Source organism: Acidimicrobiales bacterium (genome assembly GCA_036273495.1).
Lineage (GTDB): Bacteria > Actinomycetota > Acidimicrobiia > Acidimicrobiales > JAJPHE01 > DASSEU01.
The window spans coordinates 1-14960 of record DASUHN010000169.1 but is presented as its reverse complement, the minus strand read 5'-3'; the positions used below and the strand labels follow the sequence as shown (position 1 = coordinate 14960).

The following is a 14960-nucleotide window of genomic DNA, read 5'->3' as shown; positions in this document are numbered from 1 at the left end:
GGTTCCGCTTGCCCCGGGAGAAGGCCCGGATCTCGGCCAGCAGCTTGCGCAGGGTCCGCATCCGGCCATACTCGCGCCTATGTGCCGGAGCATCGTGACCCTCAGAGGCGAGGAGGCGGCCACCGACGAGGAGGTCCGGGCCGCCGCCCTCCAGTTCGTCCGAAAGGTGAGCGGCACCCGTGCGCCGTCGGCCGCCAACGAGGAGGCCTTCCAGGCTGCCGTCGACCGGGTAACCGAAGCCACCCGCGTGCTCCTCGACGCCTGGGTCACCCCTCCCGGCGCCCGGCCGCCCGCCATGGCCCGGAGCCGGATCGTGGCCCGGGCCAAGGCCGGATAGGGGCCCGGCGCCCCGCGCCCGAGGGGCCTCAACTCGCACCCGGTGGATGAGAGACTGGGGGCGTGCCGATGCGGGAGGAGTGCAAGCACTTCCAGAGCCGGACCTACGACTCCGGGGAGGTGGCGCGCTTCTGCGTGCTCGACCTGGCCCCCGAGGCCCCCTGGCGCTGCCCGGACGGCTGCCCCCGCTACGAACGGCGCTCCGCCGACGTCGGCTGGACCCACGGCAAGCTCGTGCCGCCGGCGGTGGAGGACGAGCCCGAGGAGCCGGCTGAGAACGTCTCGGAGCTGCTCGACGAGGCCGAGAACGTGGTGAACGCCGTCGTGAACGACACTCTCCACGAGGTCCAGCGGGAGCGGGACCGAGCCTCGGGCTCGCGGTGGCGCCGGTGGTTTCCGCGCCGGCGGCCGTGAGGGGTCGGGTCGCTCGGTAGGATGCGGGAGGGGGCCGTCGGGGCCCCCTTTTCACGCCCCGGCGCCACCCTCACCGGGTCGGCGTGGGGCGCATCCTGGAGGTGGGTACTGACCGAGATATCGGCCGAGGCCGTCGAGCAGCTGGGCGGACCCGAGTGGCTCCGGGCCACCCGCCGGGAGGCCCTGGCGCGGTTCTCGTCCGCCGAGCTGCCGACCGAGGCCGAGGAGGTCTGGCGCTACTCCCGGATCGACGACCTGGACCTGGCCCGTTTCTCCGTCGAGGGAGGTGCGGGCCCGGGATCGGCCGGCGCCGTGCCTCCCGGGCCCGCCGCGGTGCTCTCCGACCGGGCGGCCACGGTGCTCGTCGAGAACGGTGTCGTCACCGCCGTGGACCTGTCGGGCCCCGCCGCCGCCGGCCTCACCGTCACCCCGCTGCGGGAGCTGCCCGGTGACCCGGCCGCCCCCGACCGTCCGCCCGCCGACCGGCCCCGGCTCGGGGCGGTGGCCGGCAGCGCCGACCCCTTCGTCGACCTGTCCACGGCTCTCACGGCCGACGGCGTGCTGATCGAGGTGGCCCGGGGATCGGTCCTCACCGCTCCCGTCGTGGTCAGCCACCGCTTCTCGGGCTCGGGGGTGGTACGGGCGGCGCGCACGGTCGTGCGCTGCGGAGCGAACGCCCAGGCCTCGGTCGTCGAGGAGGTGCTGTCCTCCGATGAGCTCACCCTCGTCCTCCCCGTCGTCGAGCTGGACCTCGAAGAGGGCGCCAACCTGGACTACGCCGGCATCCAGGCGCTCGGCCCGCGGGCGTGGCAGATCGGGTACCAGGCCAGCCGGCTGGGTCGCGACGCCGCCCTCCGCTCGCTGATCGTGGCCCTCGGCGGCTGGTACGCCCGGGTGCGCACCGACTCGCGACTGGTCGAGACCGGGGCGTCCACCCGGCTGCTGGCCCTGTACTTCGGGGACGGGGACCAGATGCACGACTTCCGGACCCTGCAGGAGCACGCCGCTCCCAAGACGACGAGCGACCTGCTGTTCAAGGGGGCGGTCCGCGACACGGCCCACGGGGTGTACAGCGGACTGATCCGGGTCCGCCCGGGAGCGGCGGGAACCAACGCCTTCCAGACCAACCGCAACCTCGTCCTCTCGGAAGGGGCCACCGCCTGGTCGGTCCCCAACCTGGAGATCGAGGACAACGACGTTCGCTGCAGCCACGCGTCGGCCGTGGGACCGGTCGACGAGGAGCAGCAGTACTACCTGGAGAGCCGCGGCGTTCCACCCGACGCCGCTCGCCAGCTCATCGTCCTCGGGTTCTTCCAGGACCTCCTGCGGATGGCGCCGGCCCCGGGGATGCACGAAGCGGTGCGCGAGCTGGTGGCCGCCAAGCTCGAGGGACGGGATGGCACCTGATGGACCCCGTCCGTCTGTGCGGCGTCGACGAGATGGAGGCGGGGACCGCCAAGCGGTTCGACGTGGCCGGACACCGCGTCTGCCTGGTGCGGATCGAGGACGACTTCTACGCCATCGGGGACCGGTGCAGCCACGCCAACTTCTCGCTGGCGGAGGGGGAGGTCTATCCCGAGGAGCGGGAGATCGAGTGCTGGAAGCACGGCAGCACCTTCTCCCTCCTGGACGGAGAGCCCCAGTCGCTGCCGGCCACCAAGCCGGTGCCGGTGTACACCGTCGCGGTCAAGGACGGCGACGTGATGGTGGAGCTGCCGTGACGAAGGGGGCGGGGACGTGAGTGTGCTGCGAGTCGAGGGGCTCCGGGCCGGGGTGGCGAGCCGGGAGATCCTGCGGGGCATCGACCTCGAGGTGCACAGCGGCCAGGTCCACGCCGTGATGGGCCCCAACGGATCCGGGAAGAGCACCCTGGCCCACGTGCTCATGGGCCGCCCCGGCTACCGGGTGACCGGGGGCAGCGTGACCATCGACGGCGTGGAGCTGCTGGATCTGCCGACGTGGAAGCGGGCCCAGGCCGGGCTGTTCCTGGCCCTGCAGTACCCGGTCGAGGTGCCGGGGGTGGGGCTGGCCGACGCCCTGGAGGCGGCCCTGGCCGCCCGGTCCCCGGGGGGCAACGGCTCGGCTGACGGGGCCGGCGCCGGTGGGACCGGTGGGCCGGGGGCCGTCGGGGCCGTCGGGGCCCGGCTGGCCGAGGAGGCGGCCCGGGTCGGCCAGTCCGAGGCGATGCTGGTCCGCGGCCTCAACGTGGACATGTCCGGCGGCGAGAAGAAGCGCTTCGAGACCGTCCAGCTCGGCGTCCTCCGCCCCCGCTTCGCCGTCCTCGACGAGATCGACTCCGGTCTCGACGTCGACGCCCTCCGGCTGGTCTCCCGCCGGGTGGCGGCAGCGACGACCGAGTTCGATCTCGGGGTCCTGGCCATCACCCACTACAGCCGCCTGCTCACCGAGCTGGTCCCGGGAACCGTGCACGTCCTGTCGCAGGGCCGGATCGTCGACACCGGGGGGCCGGAGCTGGCCACCGAGCTGGAGCGGACGGGCTACGCCGGCTACGGGGGGGAGCCGGACCCCCGCTGACGGCGCAGCGTTACGATGACACCCTCGTCAGTCACGGGGGTGGCACGTGCGCTTCTTCAGCTTCCATCTGATGCCCTACCCGGCGTTGCCGCAGGACTACGACGGCCCGGCGTGGGTGACCTGCCCCAACGCCTTCTTCGATCCCGCCGTCGGCACCCAGGTCTACAACCGGTACATCGACGAGCTCGTCGCCGCCGAGGACCTGGGCTTCGACGGCGTCTGCGTGAACGAGCACCACCAGAACGCCTACGGGATCATGCCCTCGCCGAACCTGATCGCGTCGATCCTGGCCCGGCTGACGTCACGGGTGCGGATCGCGGTGGTGGGCAACGCCCTTCCGCTCTACGACCCCCCGACCCGGGTGGCGGAGGAGTTCGCCATGATCGACAACATCTCCGGGGGCCGGCTGATCGCCGGCTTCGTGGTGGGCGGGGGTCCCGAGTACTACTCGTTCTCGATCAACCCGGCCCACGCCCGGGAGCGGTTCCAGGAGGCCCACGACGTGATCATGAAGGCGTGGACCGAGGACGGCCCCTCCGAGTTCATCGGCCGCCACTACCGGCTGCGCTTCGTCAACACCTGGCCCAAGCCCGTGCAGAAGCCCCACCCCGAGGTGTGGATCCCGGGTGCCGGCTCGTTGGAGACCATGGAGTTCGTGGCGCGCCACCACTACGCCTACATGGGCATCCCCTACTTCCACATCGACGTCTTCGACCGGCAGTTCCGCCTGTTCCGCGAGGCGTGCGAGAAGGAGGGCTACACCTACGACCCGGCGCAGGCGGGCTGGCTGACCCCGATCTACGTGGCCGAGACCGACGAACAGGCCCGCCGGGAGTTCGAGGAGCACTGGTGGTACTTCGTCAAGCGGCTGCTGCCCGGCATCGACATCCAGCCGCCGGGCTACACGACGCTGCGCTCGATCGAGAACATCATGAAGGGACGGGGCACGTTTGCCCTCAACCTGGACACGTGGGAGCAGACCGTCGAGGGGCAGTACGCCATCGTCGGGTCCCCCGAGACGGTGTACGAGCAGCTGGAGGCCAATCTCACCCGGCTCGGCACGGGGAACCTGCTCGGCCTGTTCCAGCTGGGCACGCTCCCGGCCGACGCCACCCGGCGCAATCTCGAGCTGTTCGCCCGCGAGGTGATGCCCCGGCTGCGCCAGCGCTTCCCGGAGGGCCAGCCCATGCTGGCCCGGAGCGCGGCGTGACGGCGGTCAGCGCCGAGCTGCTGCCCACCCGGGTGGGCAAGGTGCAGGTCCGCCGCGGCGGGACGGGCTCGCCTCTGGTCTACCTGCACTCGGCCATGGGGGAGGGTGAGGGGCTGGCCCTCTTCGATGCCCTGGCGGGCTCGTTCGCCCTGGTGGCCCCGGTGTTCCCGGGCTTCGGGGAGTCCGAGGGCATCGAGCAGATCGACGACATGGAGGACGCCACCTTCCACCTCCTCGACGTCCTCGACACCCTGGGGCTCGACGCGCCGGCGGTGGTCGGGACGTCGCTCGGGGGCTGGATGGCGGCGGAGCTGGCGACGCGGTACCCCGACCGGGTCGGCCGCCTGGTCCTGGTGAACCCGGCCGGGCTGTACATCCAGGGTGCCGAGATCAAGGACATCTTCGGGCGGGGTCCCGACGAGATGGCGGAGGACCTCTTCGCCGACCAGTCCCAGCCGATGGCGGTGATGATGAAGGCCTTCGCCCAGATGGACCAGGCCGACGTCACCTTCGAGATGGTGGCGCCGCAGTACCAGATGCTCGCCGCCGTGGCCCGGCTGGGTTGGGATCCGTACCTGCACGACCCCAAGCTGCGCAAGCGGCTGCACCGGGTCACCGCTCCGACGCTGGTCGTGCGGGGTGCGCAGGACACGCTGATCCCCGCCGCCCACGCCGAGACCTACGTGTCGGAGATCCCGGGGGCCCGCCTGGAGACCGTGGAGGGAGCCGCCCACCTCCTGCCGATAGAGAAGCCGGCCGAGCTGGCCGCGCTCGTCGGGTCCTTCTGCGCCTAGCCGGCGCCGGCCTCGGCCGCCGTAAGTCCCTGGTCCAGGGTGTTCCACGACAGCGTGGCGCACTTGATCCGCACGGGGAACTTCACCACTCCCTGCAGGGCCTCGAGGTCGCCGAGGGGCGGGGTCTCCCCCGAGCCGGCCGCTGACCCGTCGGCACCGCCGTCCTCGGGCTCACCATCGGAGTCGAGGCGGGCCTCGTGGATCGACATCATGGACTTGAACGCCCGGATCAGGGCCCGGGCCTCGTCCACGGTCTTGCCCTTGACGGCGCCGGACATCATCGACGCCGACGACTGGCTGATCGAGCAGCCCTGGCCGGCGATGCGCAGATCCTCGACCCGCCCGTCCCGCACCTCGAGGAACAGGATGATCTCGTCCCCGCACAGGGGGTTGAAGCCCTCGAAGCGCTCGGCCGGCGGCACCGGCAGCTCCCCGCGGTTGCGGGGGTTGCGGTAGTGGTCGAGGATGATCTCTCGGTACAGGTCTTCGAGTCCCGGCATTCCCTCTTGCGTCCTCGTGGTCAGGCGAAGAACTTCCGGGCCTCCGCCAGGGCCTCGGACAGCTCGTCGACATCGGAACGGTCGTTGTAGATGTACAGCGACGCCCGCGCCGTGGCGCTGACGCCGAAGCGGCGCATGAGCGGCTTGGCGCAGTGGTGCCCCGCCCGCACGCACACGCCGGACTGGTCGAGCACCTGGGACAGGTCGTGGGCGTGGATGTCGGCCAGCTGCATGGAGAGCACGCCGCCCCGGCCGGCGGCGTCGTGGGGGCCGTAGATCACCAGGTCGTCGTGGCGCTCCCGCAGCGTCTCCAGGGCGTACGTGGTGAGCTCGATCTCGTGGGCGCGCACGGCGTCCATACCCAGGTTCTCGAGGTACTCGACGGCCACGCCCAGACCGACGGCCTCGGCGATCGGAGGTGTGCCCGCCTCGAACTTCCACGGGATCTCGTTGGTGGAGAACCCGTCGAGGCGCACGTCGCTGATCATCTCCCCGCCCCCCAGGAACGGGGGCATCTCCTCCAGCAGGTCGGCGCGGGCCCACAGCCCGCCGATGCCGGTCGGGCCGAGCATCTTGTGGCCGGTGAAGCCGAGGAAATCGACGCCGAGGGCCTGCACGTCCGTGGCCATGTGGGGGACGAGCTGGGCGGCGTCGGCCAGGCACAGGGCGCCGGCGGCGTGGGCGGCGTCGGCGATCTCGCGTACCGGGTTGATGGTCCCGAGCACGTTCGACATGCACGTGACCCCGACCAGCTTGACGCCGTCGACCAACCGCTCGAGGTCGCTGAGATCGAGCAGCCCGTCGTCGGTGACCGGCAGGTAGCGCAGCTGGATGCCGCGCTCCTGGGCCAGCATCAGCCACGGGACGAGGTTGGCGTGATGCTCCATCTCGGTCAGCAGCACGGCGTCACCGGCACCGAGGTTGGCCCGGCCCCAGCTGCCCGCCACGAGGTTGATGGCCTCGGTAACGTTCTTGGTGAAGACGATCTCGCGGGACTGACGGGCGTTGAGGAACCGGGCCATGCGGGCCCGCCCCTCCTCGAACAGACGGGTGGCCTCCTCGGCGATCGTGTAGACGCCCCGGTGCACGTTGGCGTGGGTCGTCTCGTAGTAGCGGGTCATGGCGTCGACGACCGGGCGGGGCTTCTGCGAGCTGGACGCCGAGTCGAGGTAGACCAGGCGGTGGCCGTTGACCTCGCGGCCGAGGATCGGGAAGTCGGCCTTGACGGCGGCGACGTCGATGGAGGTCACGACGCCTCCAGCGTCGGGCTGCCCGGCCGCCACGCCTCGTATCCCTCGCGCTCGAGGCGCTCGGCCAGCTCGGGCCCGCCGCTGGCGACGACGCGCCCGTCCATCAATATGTGCACCCGGTCGGGGCGGAGGTAGCCGAGGATCCGCTGGTAGTGGGTGATCAGGAGCACGCCGAGGCCGGGCCGGACCCGGCGGACCTGCCCGACCCCCTCGGCCACGGTGCGCAGGGCGTCGATGTCGAGCCCGGAGTCGGTCTCGTCGAGTATCGCCATCTCCGGCTCGAGGATGGCCATCTGCAGGATCTCGTTGCGCTTCTTCTCCCCGCCCGAGAAGCCCTCGTTCAGGTAGCGGTCTCCGAACGAGCGGTCCATCCCGAGGCGCTCCATCCACTCCATGATCGCCACCCGGAGCTCGAGCACCGACAGCTCCATCCCCTTGCGGGCCGACAGGGCCTGGCGCAGGAACTGGACGACCGGGACCCCGGCGATCTCCTCGGGGTACTGGAAGGCGAGGAACACGCCGGCCTTGGCCCGCACGTCGGTGGGCCAGGCGGTGATGTCCTCTCCCCGGTACAGGATCCGCCCGGCGGTGACCACGTAGGTCGGGTTGCCCAGGAGGGCGTTCGCCAAGGTCGACTTCCCCGAGCCGTTGGGCCCCATCAGGGCGTGGACCTCCCCCTCGCCGACGGTCAGGTCGACGCCCCGGAGGATGGGGGCGCCCTCGGCCGTCACCTCCAGGCCCTCGACCTGGAACAGGGGGGTCGTCACACCCAGAATTATATTTGCACTACCGGCGTAGGAGAAACCCGGCCGGAGGGTGGATCTGCGGCTTTCCGGCCCACCGCTACAGTCCCGCCCGGTGCAGACCCGGGTGGTTCTGGTCGAAGGGTCCTGCTTCGCTGTTTCGGCGGCAGGCGGGGAGATCGGCGTCGACCCCCTCGACGGCCTCTACTACCAGGACCGCCGGCTGGTCTCCCGCCTCGAGGTCCGCGTCAACGGGGTCCGACCCGAGCCCCTCGGGGCGACGGTCACCGACCGGCCGACCGGGGAGGTCGTCGATCCGTCCGACGCCACCTTCGTCTACCGGGCCCACTCGGGAGCGGCCCCGGGTGAGCCCACCCTCCTCCTCTCCCGCCGCCGGCTGGTGGGCCGGGGCATGCGAGAGGACCTCGAGCTCCGGAACTACGGCCGGGAGGCGGCCTACTGCTCGCTAGAGGTGCTGATCGACTCGGACTTCGCCGAGGTGCTGGCGGCGAAGCTCGGGGGCCTCGGGGACGGGTCGGGGGGGAAGGCGCCGGCGGGCGGGGCCGGAGAGGACCAGGGCGCCCACCCCACGGTGGCGGGCGGGCAGGTGTGGACCGACGTCGAGCCCGGCGCCCTGGCCATCCACTGGCAGCGGGGGCCCTCCCGACGGGGCGTGCGGGTGGCGTTCGGCGCCGGCGCCAAGGTCGACGCCGCCGGGGCGTCCTTCGAGCTGATCGTGGCCGCGGGCGGATCGTGGTCGACCTGCATCGAGGTGAGCCCGCTGGTCGACGCCGAGGTGGTGGTCCCCCGGCACCGCTGCGGGGAGCCGGTGGAGCGCACCGTCCCCATGGAGCGGCTGGCCCGCTGGCGCCGGCAGGTGCCGATGGTGACGACCGACCACGTCGGCTTCGAGTCGACGCTGGCGCGCAGCGCCGAGGATCTCGGCTCGCTGCGGCTGTTCGATCCCGACCACCCGGAGCGGCTGATCGTCGCCGGGGGCCTGCCGTGGGCCATGACCCTCGTCGGCCGCGACGCCCTGCTCGCGTCGTGGATGGCCCTGCCCCTCGACCCCGACCTGGCCCTCGGTGTGTTGCAGACGTTGGCCCGCTTCCAGGGCCGCGACGTCGACCCCCGCACCGAGGAGGAGCCGGGCCGGATCCTGCACCACATGCGATTCGGCGACGCCACCCACCTCTCCCTCGACGCCGGCCAGTCGTACTACGGCACCGCCGACGCCAGCCCCCTGTTCGTGATGCTGCTCGGAGAGCTGCGCCGGTGGGGCCTGGCCCGTGAGATCGTCGACGAGCTGCTTCCCCACGCCGACCGCGCCCTCGAGTGGGTAACGCAGTTCGGCGACCGCGACGGGGACGGCTACGTCGAGTACCAGCGCGCCACCGACCGGGGCCTGCCCAACCAGGGCTGGAAGGAGAGCCCGACCGCTGTCCGCTCGGCGGACGGCTCGGTGGCCGAGACGCCGATCGCCCTCTGCGAGGTCCAGGCCTACGTGTACGCCGGCTATGTGGCGCGGGGCCACTTCGCCCGGGAGGCGGGGGACGAGGCCGCGGCCTCGGTCTGGTTCGGGCGCGCCGCCGCCCTGAAGGAAGCATTCAACCGCGACTTCTGGCTGCCGCACCGGGGCTGGTACGCCATGGCCCTCGACGCCCGCAAGCAGCCGGCCGACGCCCTGGCGTCGAACGTCGGTCACTGCCTCTGGACCGGGATAGTCGACGAGGACAAGGCCGACGAGATGGCGAAGCGGCTGGTTTCGCCCGAGATGCTCTCGGGATGGGGCGTGCGCACCCTCGCCTCGTCCATGGCGGGCTACAACCCGATGAGCCTGCACTGCGGGTCCGTCTGGCCCCACGATGCCGCCATCGTGGCCGCCGGCCTGATGCGCTACGGCTACGTCGAGGAGGCGGTGCGGGTGGTCATGCAGCTCGTCGACGCCGCCGAGGCGTGCCGGGGCCGGCTGCCCGAGCTGTACTGCGGCCTCGGTAGGGACGAGCTCCCGGCCGTGCTGGCCCACCCCACCGCCTGTGCGCCCCACGCCCTGGCCTCGTCCGTTCCCCTCCTGCTGCTCCGCACCCTGCTCCGCCTCGACCCCTGGGTGCCCCAGGGCAAGGTGTGGCTGTCCCCCGTGGTCCCCGAGGAGATGGGGGACATCGTCGTCGACCGGGTGCCGCTCGGCGGGGGCCGGGTCCGCATCGAGGCCCACGGAGGATCGCTCAAGGTGGAGGGGATGCCGGCGGGCCTCGAGGTGGTCCAGGCCGGGCGCAGCCCGGTCACCGCCGGCTAGGAACCCCGCCCCGGCCGGCGCCGGCCGTCACCAGCCGCGGTCGACCCACTCCTGGAGGTGGGGGCGCTCGGTTCCGATGGTCGTGTCGTCACCGTGGCCGGGAAGGACGACCACCTCGGGCTCGAGGCGGGAGAACAGGCGGTCCTCGATCGAGCGGATGATCGTCGGGAAGTCCCCGCCCTCGAACTTGGTGGCCCCTGGGCCTCCCGGGAACAGCGTGTCCCCGCTGAACAGCACGGGTGATCCCTCCAGCCGGAACGACATCGAGCCCGGCGTGTGGCCCGGGGTGTGGATGGTGCGGAGGCGGAGCCGTCCCACCGTGATGACGGTGTCGTCCTCGAGGATGAAGTCGTAGGAGGGCAGCATGCCGGCGTCGGCCTGGGTGACGCCGACGTCGTAGCCGGCGTCCCGGACGGCCGGCACGGCCTGGATGTGGTCCCAGTGGCCGTGGGTCTCCAGCACCCGGCGGACCCCGAGGTCCCGGCACAGGTCCAGGAGCCGCTCGTGCTCGTTGGCGGCGTCCAGCAGAACCGCCTCCCCGGTCTCCCGGCACCGCAGGACGTAGACGTTGTTGTCCATGGGGCCGACGACGACCCGGTGGATCTCGGCCTGGGTGTCCTCGTAGTGAAGGGTCATGTGGGGCGCCTCGCCTCCCTGGCTGGCCGGTCCGGCCTATCTTGACCGAGCGGTCTAGTTGGGGCCATTGTTGGCCCCTCGTTTCTACCCGGACGCGGCCTTGTAGGGGGGTCCCAGAAGTGAACTTCGCCTTCAGTGAGGAGCAGGAGGAGCTACGCCGGTCGGTCCGGCGGTTCCTCGACGACACGTCCCCCGTGACCGAGGTCCGGCGCCTGATGGAGACGACCGAGGGCTACGACCCCGCCGTGTGGTCCCAGATGGGCCAGCAGCTCGGCCTCCAGGGCCTGCACATCCCCGAGGAGTACGGAGGCTCGGGCTACACCTACGTGGAGCTGATCGTCGTGCTCGAGGAGATGGGCAAGTCGCTGCTCTGCGCCCCCTACTTCTCGACCGTGGCCCTGGCCGCCAACGCCATCCTGGCCGGCGGTGACGACGCCGCCAAGAAGGAGCTGCTGCCGGGCATCGCGTCCGGGGAGACCATCGCCACCCTGGCCCTCACCGAGGACAACGGGCGCTGGGACCTGGAGGGCATCCAGCTCGAGGCCACCAAGTCCGGGGACGGCTACACCCTCGACGGCCACAAGATGTTCGTCATCGACGGGCACACGGCCAACCTCATCGTGGTCGTGGCGCGCACCGCGGCGGGGATCAGCTTCTTCGCCGTGGACGGGGACGCGTCGGGGCTGACGCGCAAGGCCCTCTCGACGATGGACATGACCCGCAAGCAGGCGCGCCTGGAGTTCTCCAAGACGCCGGCCCGGCTGATCGGCACCGACGGCGGGGGCCAGGCTGCCCTCTCCAAGACGCTCGACCTCGCCGCCGTCGCCCTGGCGGCCGAGCAGGTCGGCGGGGCGCAGCGCTGCCTGGACATGAGCGTGGAGTACGCCAAGGTCCGCATCCAGTTCGGCCGGCCCATCGGCTCGTTCCAGGCCATCAAGCACAAGTGCGCCGACATGCTGCTCGAGGTCGAGTCGGCCAAGTCGGCCGCGTACTACGCCGGCTGGGCCGCCGCCGAGGACTCCGACGAGCTGCCGGTCGTGGCGTCGCTGGCCAAGGCGTACTGCTCGGAGGCCTACTTCCACGCCGCCGCCGAGAACATCCAGATCCACGGCGGCATCGGCTTCACGTGGGAGCACGACGCCCACCTGTACTTCAAGCGGGCCAAGTCCTCCGAGCTGCTCCTCGGGGACCCGACCTACCACCGCGAGCTGCTGGCCCAGAGGATCGGGATCTAGCTCTGCTCATGGCTCTTCGGCTGACGCCTCATCGCGGTGCCGGCGGGGCCCCAGCCCCGCCGGCCTGTCAGCCGTCCACTGATCTGGAACTGCTGCTGATCCGGCACGCCGAACCGGTCCGGATCGAGGAGTCCACCGAACGGGCCGACCCCGGCCTCCACGAGCGGGGCCGGCGGCAGGCCGAGCGGCTGGCCGCGTACCTCGCCGACGAGGAGCTCCACGGGCTGGTGTCGTCACCCCTGCTCCGGGCCCGCCAGACCGCCGAGTCCGTCTCGGGGACCCACAACCTCCCCCTCGTGCTCGACGAGGAGCTCGCGGAGTGGGACCGGGAGGCGACGAGCTACATCCCCATCGAGGAGCTGCGCGTCACGCGGGACGAGCGGTGGCTGGCCATGGCCGAGGGCCGGCTCGAGGCCTTCGACGTCGACCCCGACCAGTTCCAGCAGGGCGTCGTGCGGGCCATGGAGCGGCTGGTCGAGGCCAACCCGGGCCGGAAGGTGGCGGTGGTGTCCCACGGCGGGGTCATCAACGCCTACCTGGCCCACATCCTGGGGACCACCCGGCTGATGTTCTTCGAGCCCCGGTACACGAGCATCAACCGAGTGGTGGCGGCCCGGAGCGGTCAGCGCTCGGTGCTGGCCCTGAACGAGACCGCCCACCTCCGGGGCACGGCCCTGCTGGACCGCTGATCCCGGCCGGATCGGGGGGCCGAATTCGCCCCCGATGCCGGTCGCGGTCTTGTAGCCTGGCTGCACCAGAGAAAGGAGGTGGTCCACCTGAGTAGTCAACCTGTTGGGACCCTGGAGGTGACTGGCCGCTAACCGGCCTGCTGGACCACTGGCGTACACCAAGCCAGACACCGCCCGGACCTCCCAGTCGGACCTGGTCCCGCCCGACGCAGTCCAGGATCACGGGTTTTCCTTTCCAGCAATTTCTGTCCGAGGGGGCGCTCCGGCGCCCCCTCGGTCGCGTCCCGACGCCGGTGGCGCCCCGCTCCCCGGGTACGGTCCGGCCCGGTGATGGACGAGGTGATCGAGAGCGGGGAGCTGAAGCTGGCGGCCCACGTGGCGCGCCCCCGGCACCGCTTCGGCTCCCGCCGGCCCGGACTGGTGCTCTGCCACGGGTTCCCGGCGGCGTCGCGCGGCGCCGGCCAGGCCGGGTCGACCTATCCCGAGCTCGCCGACTGGTTGTCGTCCCAGGCGGGCTGGGTGGTGCTCGCCTTCAACTTCCGGGGGGCGGGGCGCTCCGAGGGCCAGTTCTCGCTCGGGGGGTGGATGGAGGACCTGCAGGCGGCGGTGGCGCACCTCGAGTCCGATCCCGACGTCGACGGGGTGTGGCTGGTCGGGTTCCGGGACGGCGGCTCGCTGGCCATCTGCCTGGCGGGTCAGCGCCCCGAGATCCGGGGGGTGGCCGCCCTGGCCGCCCGGGTTGACTTCGATCGCTGGGCGGCGGATCCCCGGCGGTTCGTCGAGCAGGCCCGTCGGGTCGGGGTCATCACCGACCCCGCCTTCCCGCCGGACCTCGAGGCGTGGGGCCGGGACCTGCGGGACCTGCGGCCGATCACGGCGGCGACGACCATCCCTCCTCGGCCCTTCCTGGTCGTCCACGGTACCGACGACGTGGTGGTCCCGGTGATCGAGACCCGAGCCATGGCCGACGCCGTCTCCGGGAGCATCGAGTTCCGGATCCTCTCCGGGGCCGGGCACCACCTCCGCCACGACCCCCGCGCCGTGTCGATCCTGCTGGGGTGGCTGGAGCGTCAGGGGGTCTGAGCCAGGGCCCGGTCGACCGCTTCCCGGAGCAGGCGGGCGGCGCTCTCCGGGTCGGCCGACTCGGTGAGCCAGCGCACGACCACGAAATGCCGGGCGCCCGCCGCGGCGATGGCCGGCACCGTCTCGGGGGTCACCCCGCCGGTGACGAAGAACGGCCGGGCCGAGTGCTCTGCCGCGTACGTCACGTACCCCAGCCCGGTGCCGGGGCGGCCGGGCTTGGTCGGCGTGGGAGCAACCGGGCCCGCCGACACGTAGTCGACGGGCTCGGCGGAGGCGGCCTCGAGCTCGGTCGGGGAGTGGGTCGAGAAGCCGACGATCGCTGCCGGGCCGAGGATCCGCCGGGCCACCGCCGGAGGGCAGTCGTCCTGGCCGACGTGGACCCCGTCGGCGCCCGCCGCCAGGGCCAGGTCGGGACGGTCGTTGAGGATGAACGGCACGCCGGCCGCCCGGCACGGCCCGGCCAGGGCCTCGGCCCGCCCAAGCAGACTCCGGTCGTCGAGCGACTTCTCGCGGAGCTGCACCACGTCGACGCCACCGGCGATGCACGCCGCCACGAACTCGGGGAGGTCGGGACGGTCCGGGGTGCAGAGGTACAACCGCCGATTGCCGAGGACGTCAGGCCCTCCAGGCGAAGGGCGGCTCAGGCGCTCTTTCCCGCCGCTTCGGCCTTGGCCTTCGCCTTCATCTCCTGCTTGTAGCCGCGGACCTTCTTCAGGCTCTCGGGGGAGACGATGTCCGCCACCGACCGGAACGAGCCCTCCTCCCCGTAGGTGCCGGCCGCCTCCCGCCAGCCCGCCGGCTGCACGCCGAGCTGCTTGCCGAGCAGGGCCACGAAGATCCGCGCCTTCTGGTCCCCGAAGCCGGGCAACGCCTTGATGGCCCCGAGCAGATCCGCGCCCGACGGGGCGTCGCGCCAGACGGCGGTGGCGTCCCCGCCGTAGTCGTCGGCCACCCGCCGGCACAGCTCCTGGACCCGGCCCGCCATCGATCCCGGGAAGCGGTGCAGCGCCGGGGGCGTGGCGAACAGCTTCGCCAGCGCGTCGGGGTCCATCTCGGCGATCGTGGCGGCGTCGAGCTTCCCCCCGAGGCGCTCCTTGAGGTCGAGGGGACTGCGGAACGCCTTCTCCAGAGGTATCTGCTGGTCGAGAACCATCCCCACCAAGAGAGCTAGAGGGCTCTCGCTTAGTAGCCGATCCCCTTCCGCGTCCTGTGCCAAATGCAGTTCAGCCACGGGAGAGA

Annotated in this window: 17 protein-coding genes; 11 read left to right on the top strand and 6 right to left on the bottom strand. The window is 72.0% G+C overall.

All coding sequences use genetic code 11. The features are described from left to right. Positions 1-79 precede the first annotated feature (79 nt). The 7 genes from VFW24_07145 to VFW24_07115 all read left to right on the top strand — a co-directional run bounded on the left by VFW24_07145 (position 80) and on the right by VFW24_07115 (position 5289). Positions 80-337, top strand: a complete 258-nt coding sequence (locus VFW24_07145) for a DUF2277 domain-containing protein (protein ID HEX5266531.1) — start codon at positions 80-82, stop codon at positions 335-337. Between the two features lie 62 nt (positions 338-399). Continuing rightward, the gene (locus tag VFW24_07140; GenBank protein HEX5266530.1) at positions 400-750 is read left to right on the top strand and encodes a hypothetical protein; all 351 of its coding nucleotides are present in this window, start codon (positions 400-402) and stop codon (positions 748-750) included. 21 nt (positions 751-771) lie between these two features. Further along, positions 772-2157: a Fe-S cluster assembly protein SufD gene (sufD, locus tag VFW24_07135; protein ID HEX5266529.1), complete on the top strand. Its 1386-nt coding sequence runs from the start codon at positions 772-774 to the stop codon at positions 2155-2157. Further along, positions 2157-2471, top strand: a complete 315-nt coding sequence (locus VFW24_07130) for a non-heme iron oxygenase ferredoxin subunit (protein ID HEX5266528.1) — start codon at positions 2157-2159, stop codon at positions 2469-2471. Before sufD ends, VFW24_07130 begins: the two co-directional genes overlap by 1 nt. Before the next feature lie 16 nt (positions 2472-2487). Continuing rightward, positions 2488-3285, top strand: a complete 798-nt coding sequence (sufC, locus tag VFW24_07125) for a Fe-S cluster assembly ATPase SufC (GenBank protein ID HEX5266527.1) — start codon at positions 2488-2490, stop codon at positions 3283-3285. 46 nt (positions 3286-3331) lie between these two features. Next, positions 3332-4495, top strand: a complete 1164-nt coding sequence (locus tag VFW24_07120) for an LLM class flavin-dependent oxidoreductase (protein HEX5266526.1) — start codon at positions 3332-3334, stop codon at positions 4493-4495. After that, on the top strand, positions 4492-5289 hold the full coding sequence (locus VFW24_07115) for an alpha/beta hydrolase (GenBank protein ID HEX5266525.1): 798 nt from the start codon (positions 4492-4494) through the stop codon (positions 5287-5289). The genes VFW24_07120 and VFW24_07115 overlap by 4 nt, the downstream gene beginning before the upstream one ends. On the opposite strand, the gene VFW24_07110 is transcribed toward VFW24_07115, so the two are convergent. Genes VFW24_07110 through sufC (VFW24_07100) form a run of 3 tightly spaced genes read right to left on the bottom strand, consistent with a single transcriptional unit; the run spans position 5286 to position 7806 of the window. Continuing rightward, entirely contained in the window at positions 5286-5789 is a 504-nt protein-coding gene (locus VFW24_07110) for an SUF system NifU family Fe-S cluster assembly protein (GenBank protein ID HEX5266524.1), read from the bottom strand. The genes VFW24_07115 and VFW24_07110 overlap by 4 nt on opposite strands. 20 nt (positions 5790-5809) lie before the next feature. After that, entirely contained in the window at positions 5810-7039 is a 1230-nt protein-coding gene (locus tag VFW24_07105) for a SufS family cysteine desulfurase (GenBank protein ID HEX5266523.1), read from the bottom strand. Beyond that, positions 7036-7806: a Fe-S cluster assembly ATPase SufC gene (sufC, locus tag VFW24_07100; GenBank protein ID HEX5266522.1), complete on the bottom strand. Its 771-nt coding sequence runs from the start codon at positions 7804-7806 to the stop codon at positions 7036-7038. Before sufC (VFW24_07100) ends, VFW24_07105 begins: the two co-directional genes overlap by 4 nt. A gap of 91 nt (positions 7807-7897) precedes the next feature. Between sufC (VFW24_07100) and VFW24_07095 the strand changes: the two genes are divergently transcribed. Beyond that, positions 7898-10078 (top strand): glycogen debranching N-terminal domain-containing protein, encoded by a 2181-nt coding sequence (locus tag VFW24_07095; protein ID HEX5266521.1) that lies wholly within the window; start codon positions 7898-7900, stop codon positions 10076-10078. 27 nt (positions 10079-10105) lie between these two features. Here the strand turns inward: VFW24_07095 and VFW24_07090 are convergent, their stop codons facing one another. Further along, positions 10106-10714 carry an MBL fold metallo-hydrolase gene (locus tag VFW24_07090; protein ID HEX5266520.1) on the bottom strand — a complete coding sequence of 203 codons (609 nt, stop codon included), beginning with the start codon at positions 10712-10714 and terminating at the stop codon, positions 10106-10108. 119 nt (positions 10715-10833) lie between these two features. Between VFW24_07090 and VFW24_07085 the strand changes: the two genes are divergently transcribed. The 3 genes from VFW24_07085 to VFW24_07075 all read left to right on the top strand — a co-directional run bounded on the left by VFW24_07085 (position 10834) and on the right by VFW24_07075 (position 13721). Then, on the top strand, positions 10834-11949 hold the full coding sequence (locus VFW24_07085; GenBank protein ID HEX5266519.1) for an acyl-CoA dehydrogenase family protein: 1116 nt from the start codon (positions 10834-10836) through the stop codon (positions 11947-11949). 8 nt (positions 11950-11957) lie between these two features. Continuing rightward, a complete protein-coding gene (locus tag VFW24_07080) occupies positions 11958-12638 on the top strand; it encodes a histidine phosphatase family protein (protein ID HEX5266518.1) in 681 nt (226 codons plus the stop codon). Between the two features lie 330 nt (positions 12639-12968). Then, on the top strand, positions 12969-13721 hold the full coding sequence (locus tag VFW24_07075) for an alpha/beta fold hydrolase (protein HEX5266517.1): 753 nt from the start codon (positions 12969-12971) through the stop codon (positions 13719-13721). Here VFW24_07075 and thiE read toward each other — a convergent pair. After that, positions 13709-14317, bottom strand: a complete 609-nt coding sequence (thiE, locus tag VFW24_07070) for a thiamine phosphate synthase (protein ID HEX5266516.1) — start codon at positions 14315-14317, stop codon at positions 13709-13711. The genes VFW24_07075 and thiE overlap by 13 nt on opposite strands. A 44-nt stretch (positions 14318-14361) precedes the next feature. Further along, a complete protein-coding gene (locus VFW24_07065; GenBank protein HEX5266515.1) occupies positions 14362-14952 on the bottom strand; it encodes an HhH-GPD-type base excision DNA repair protein in 591 nt (196 codons plus the stop codon). Positions 14953-14960: the final 8 nt, after the last annotated feature.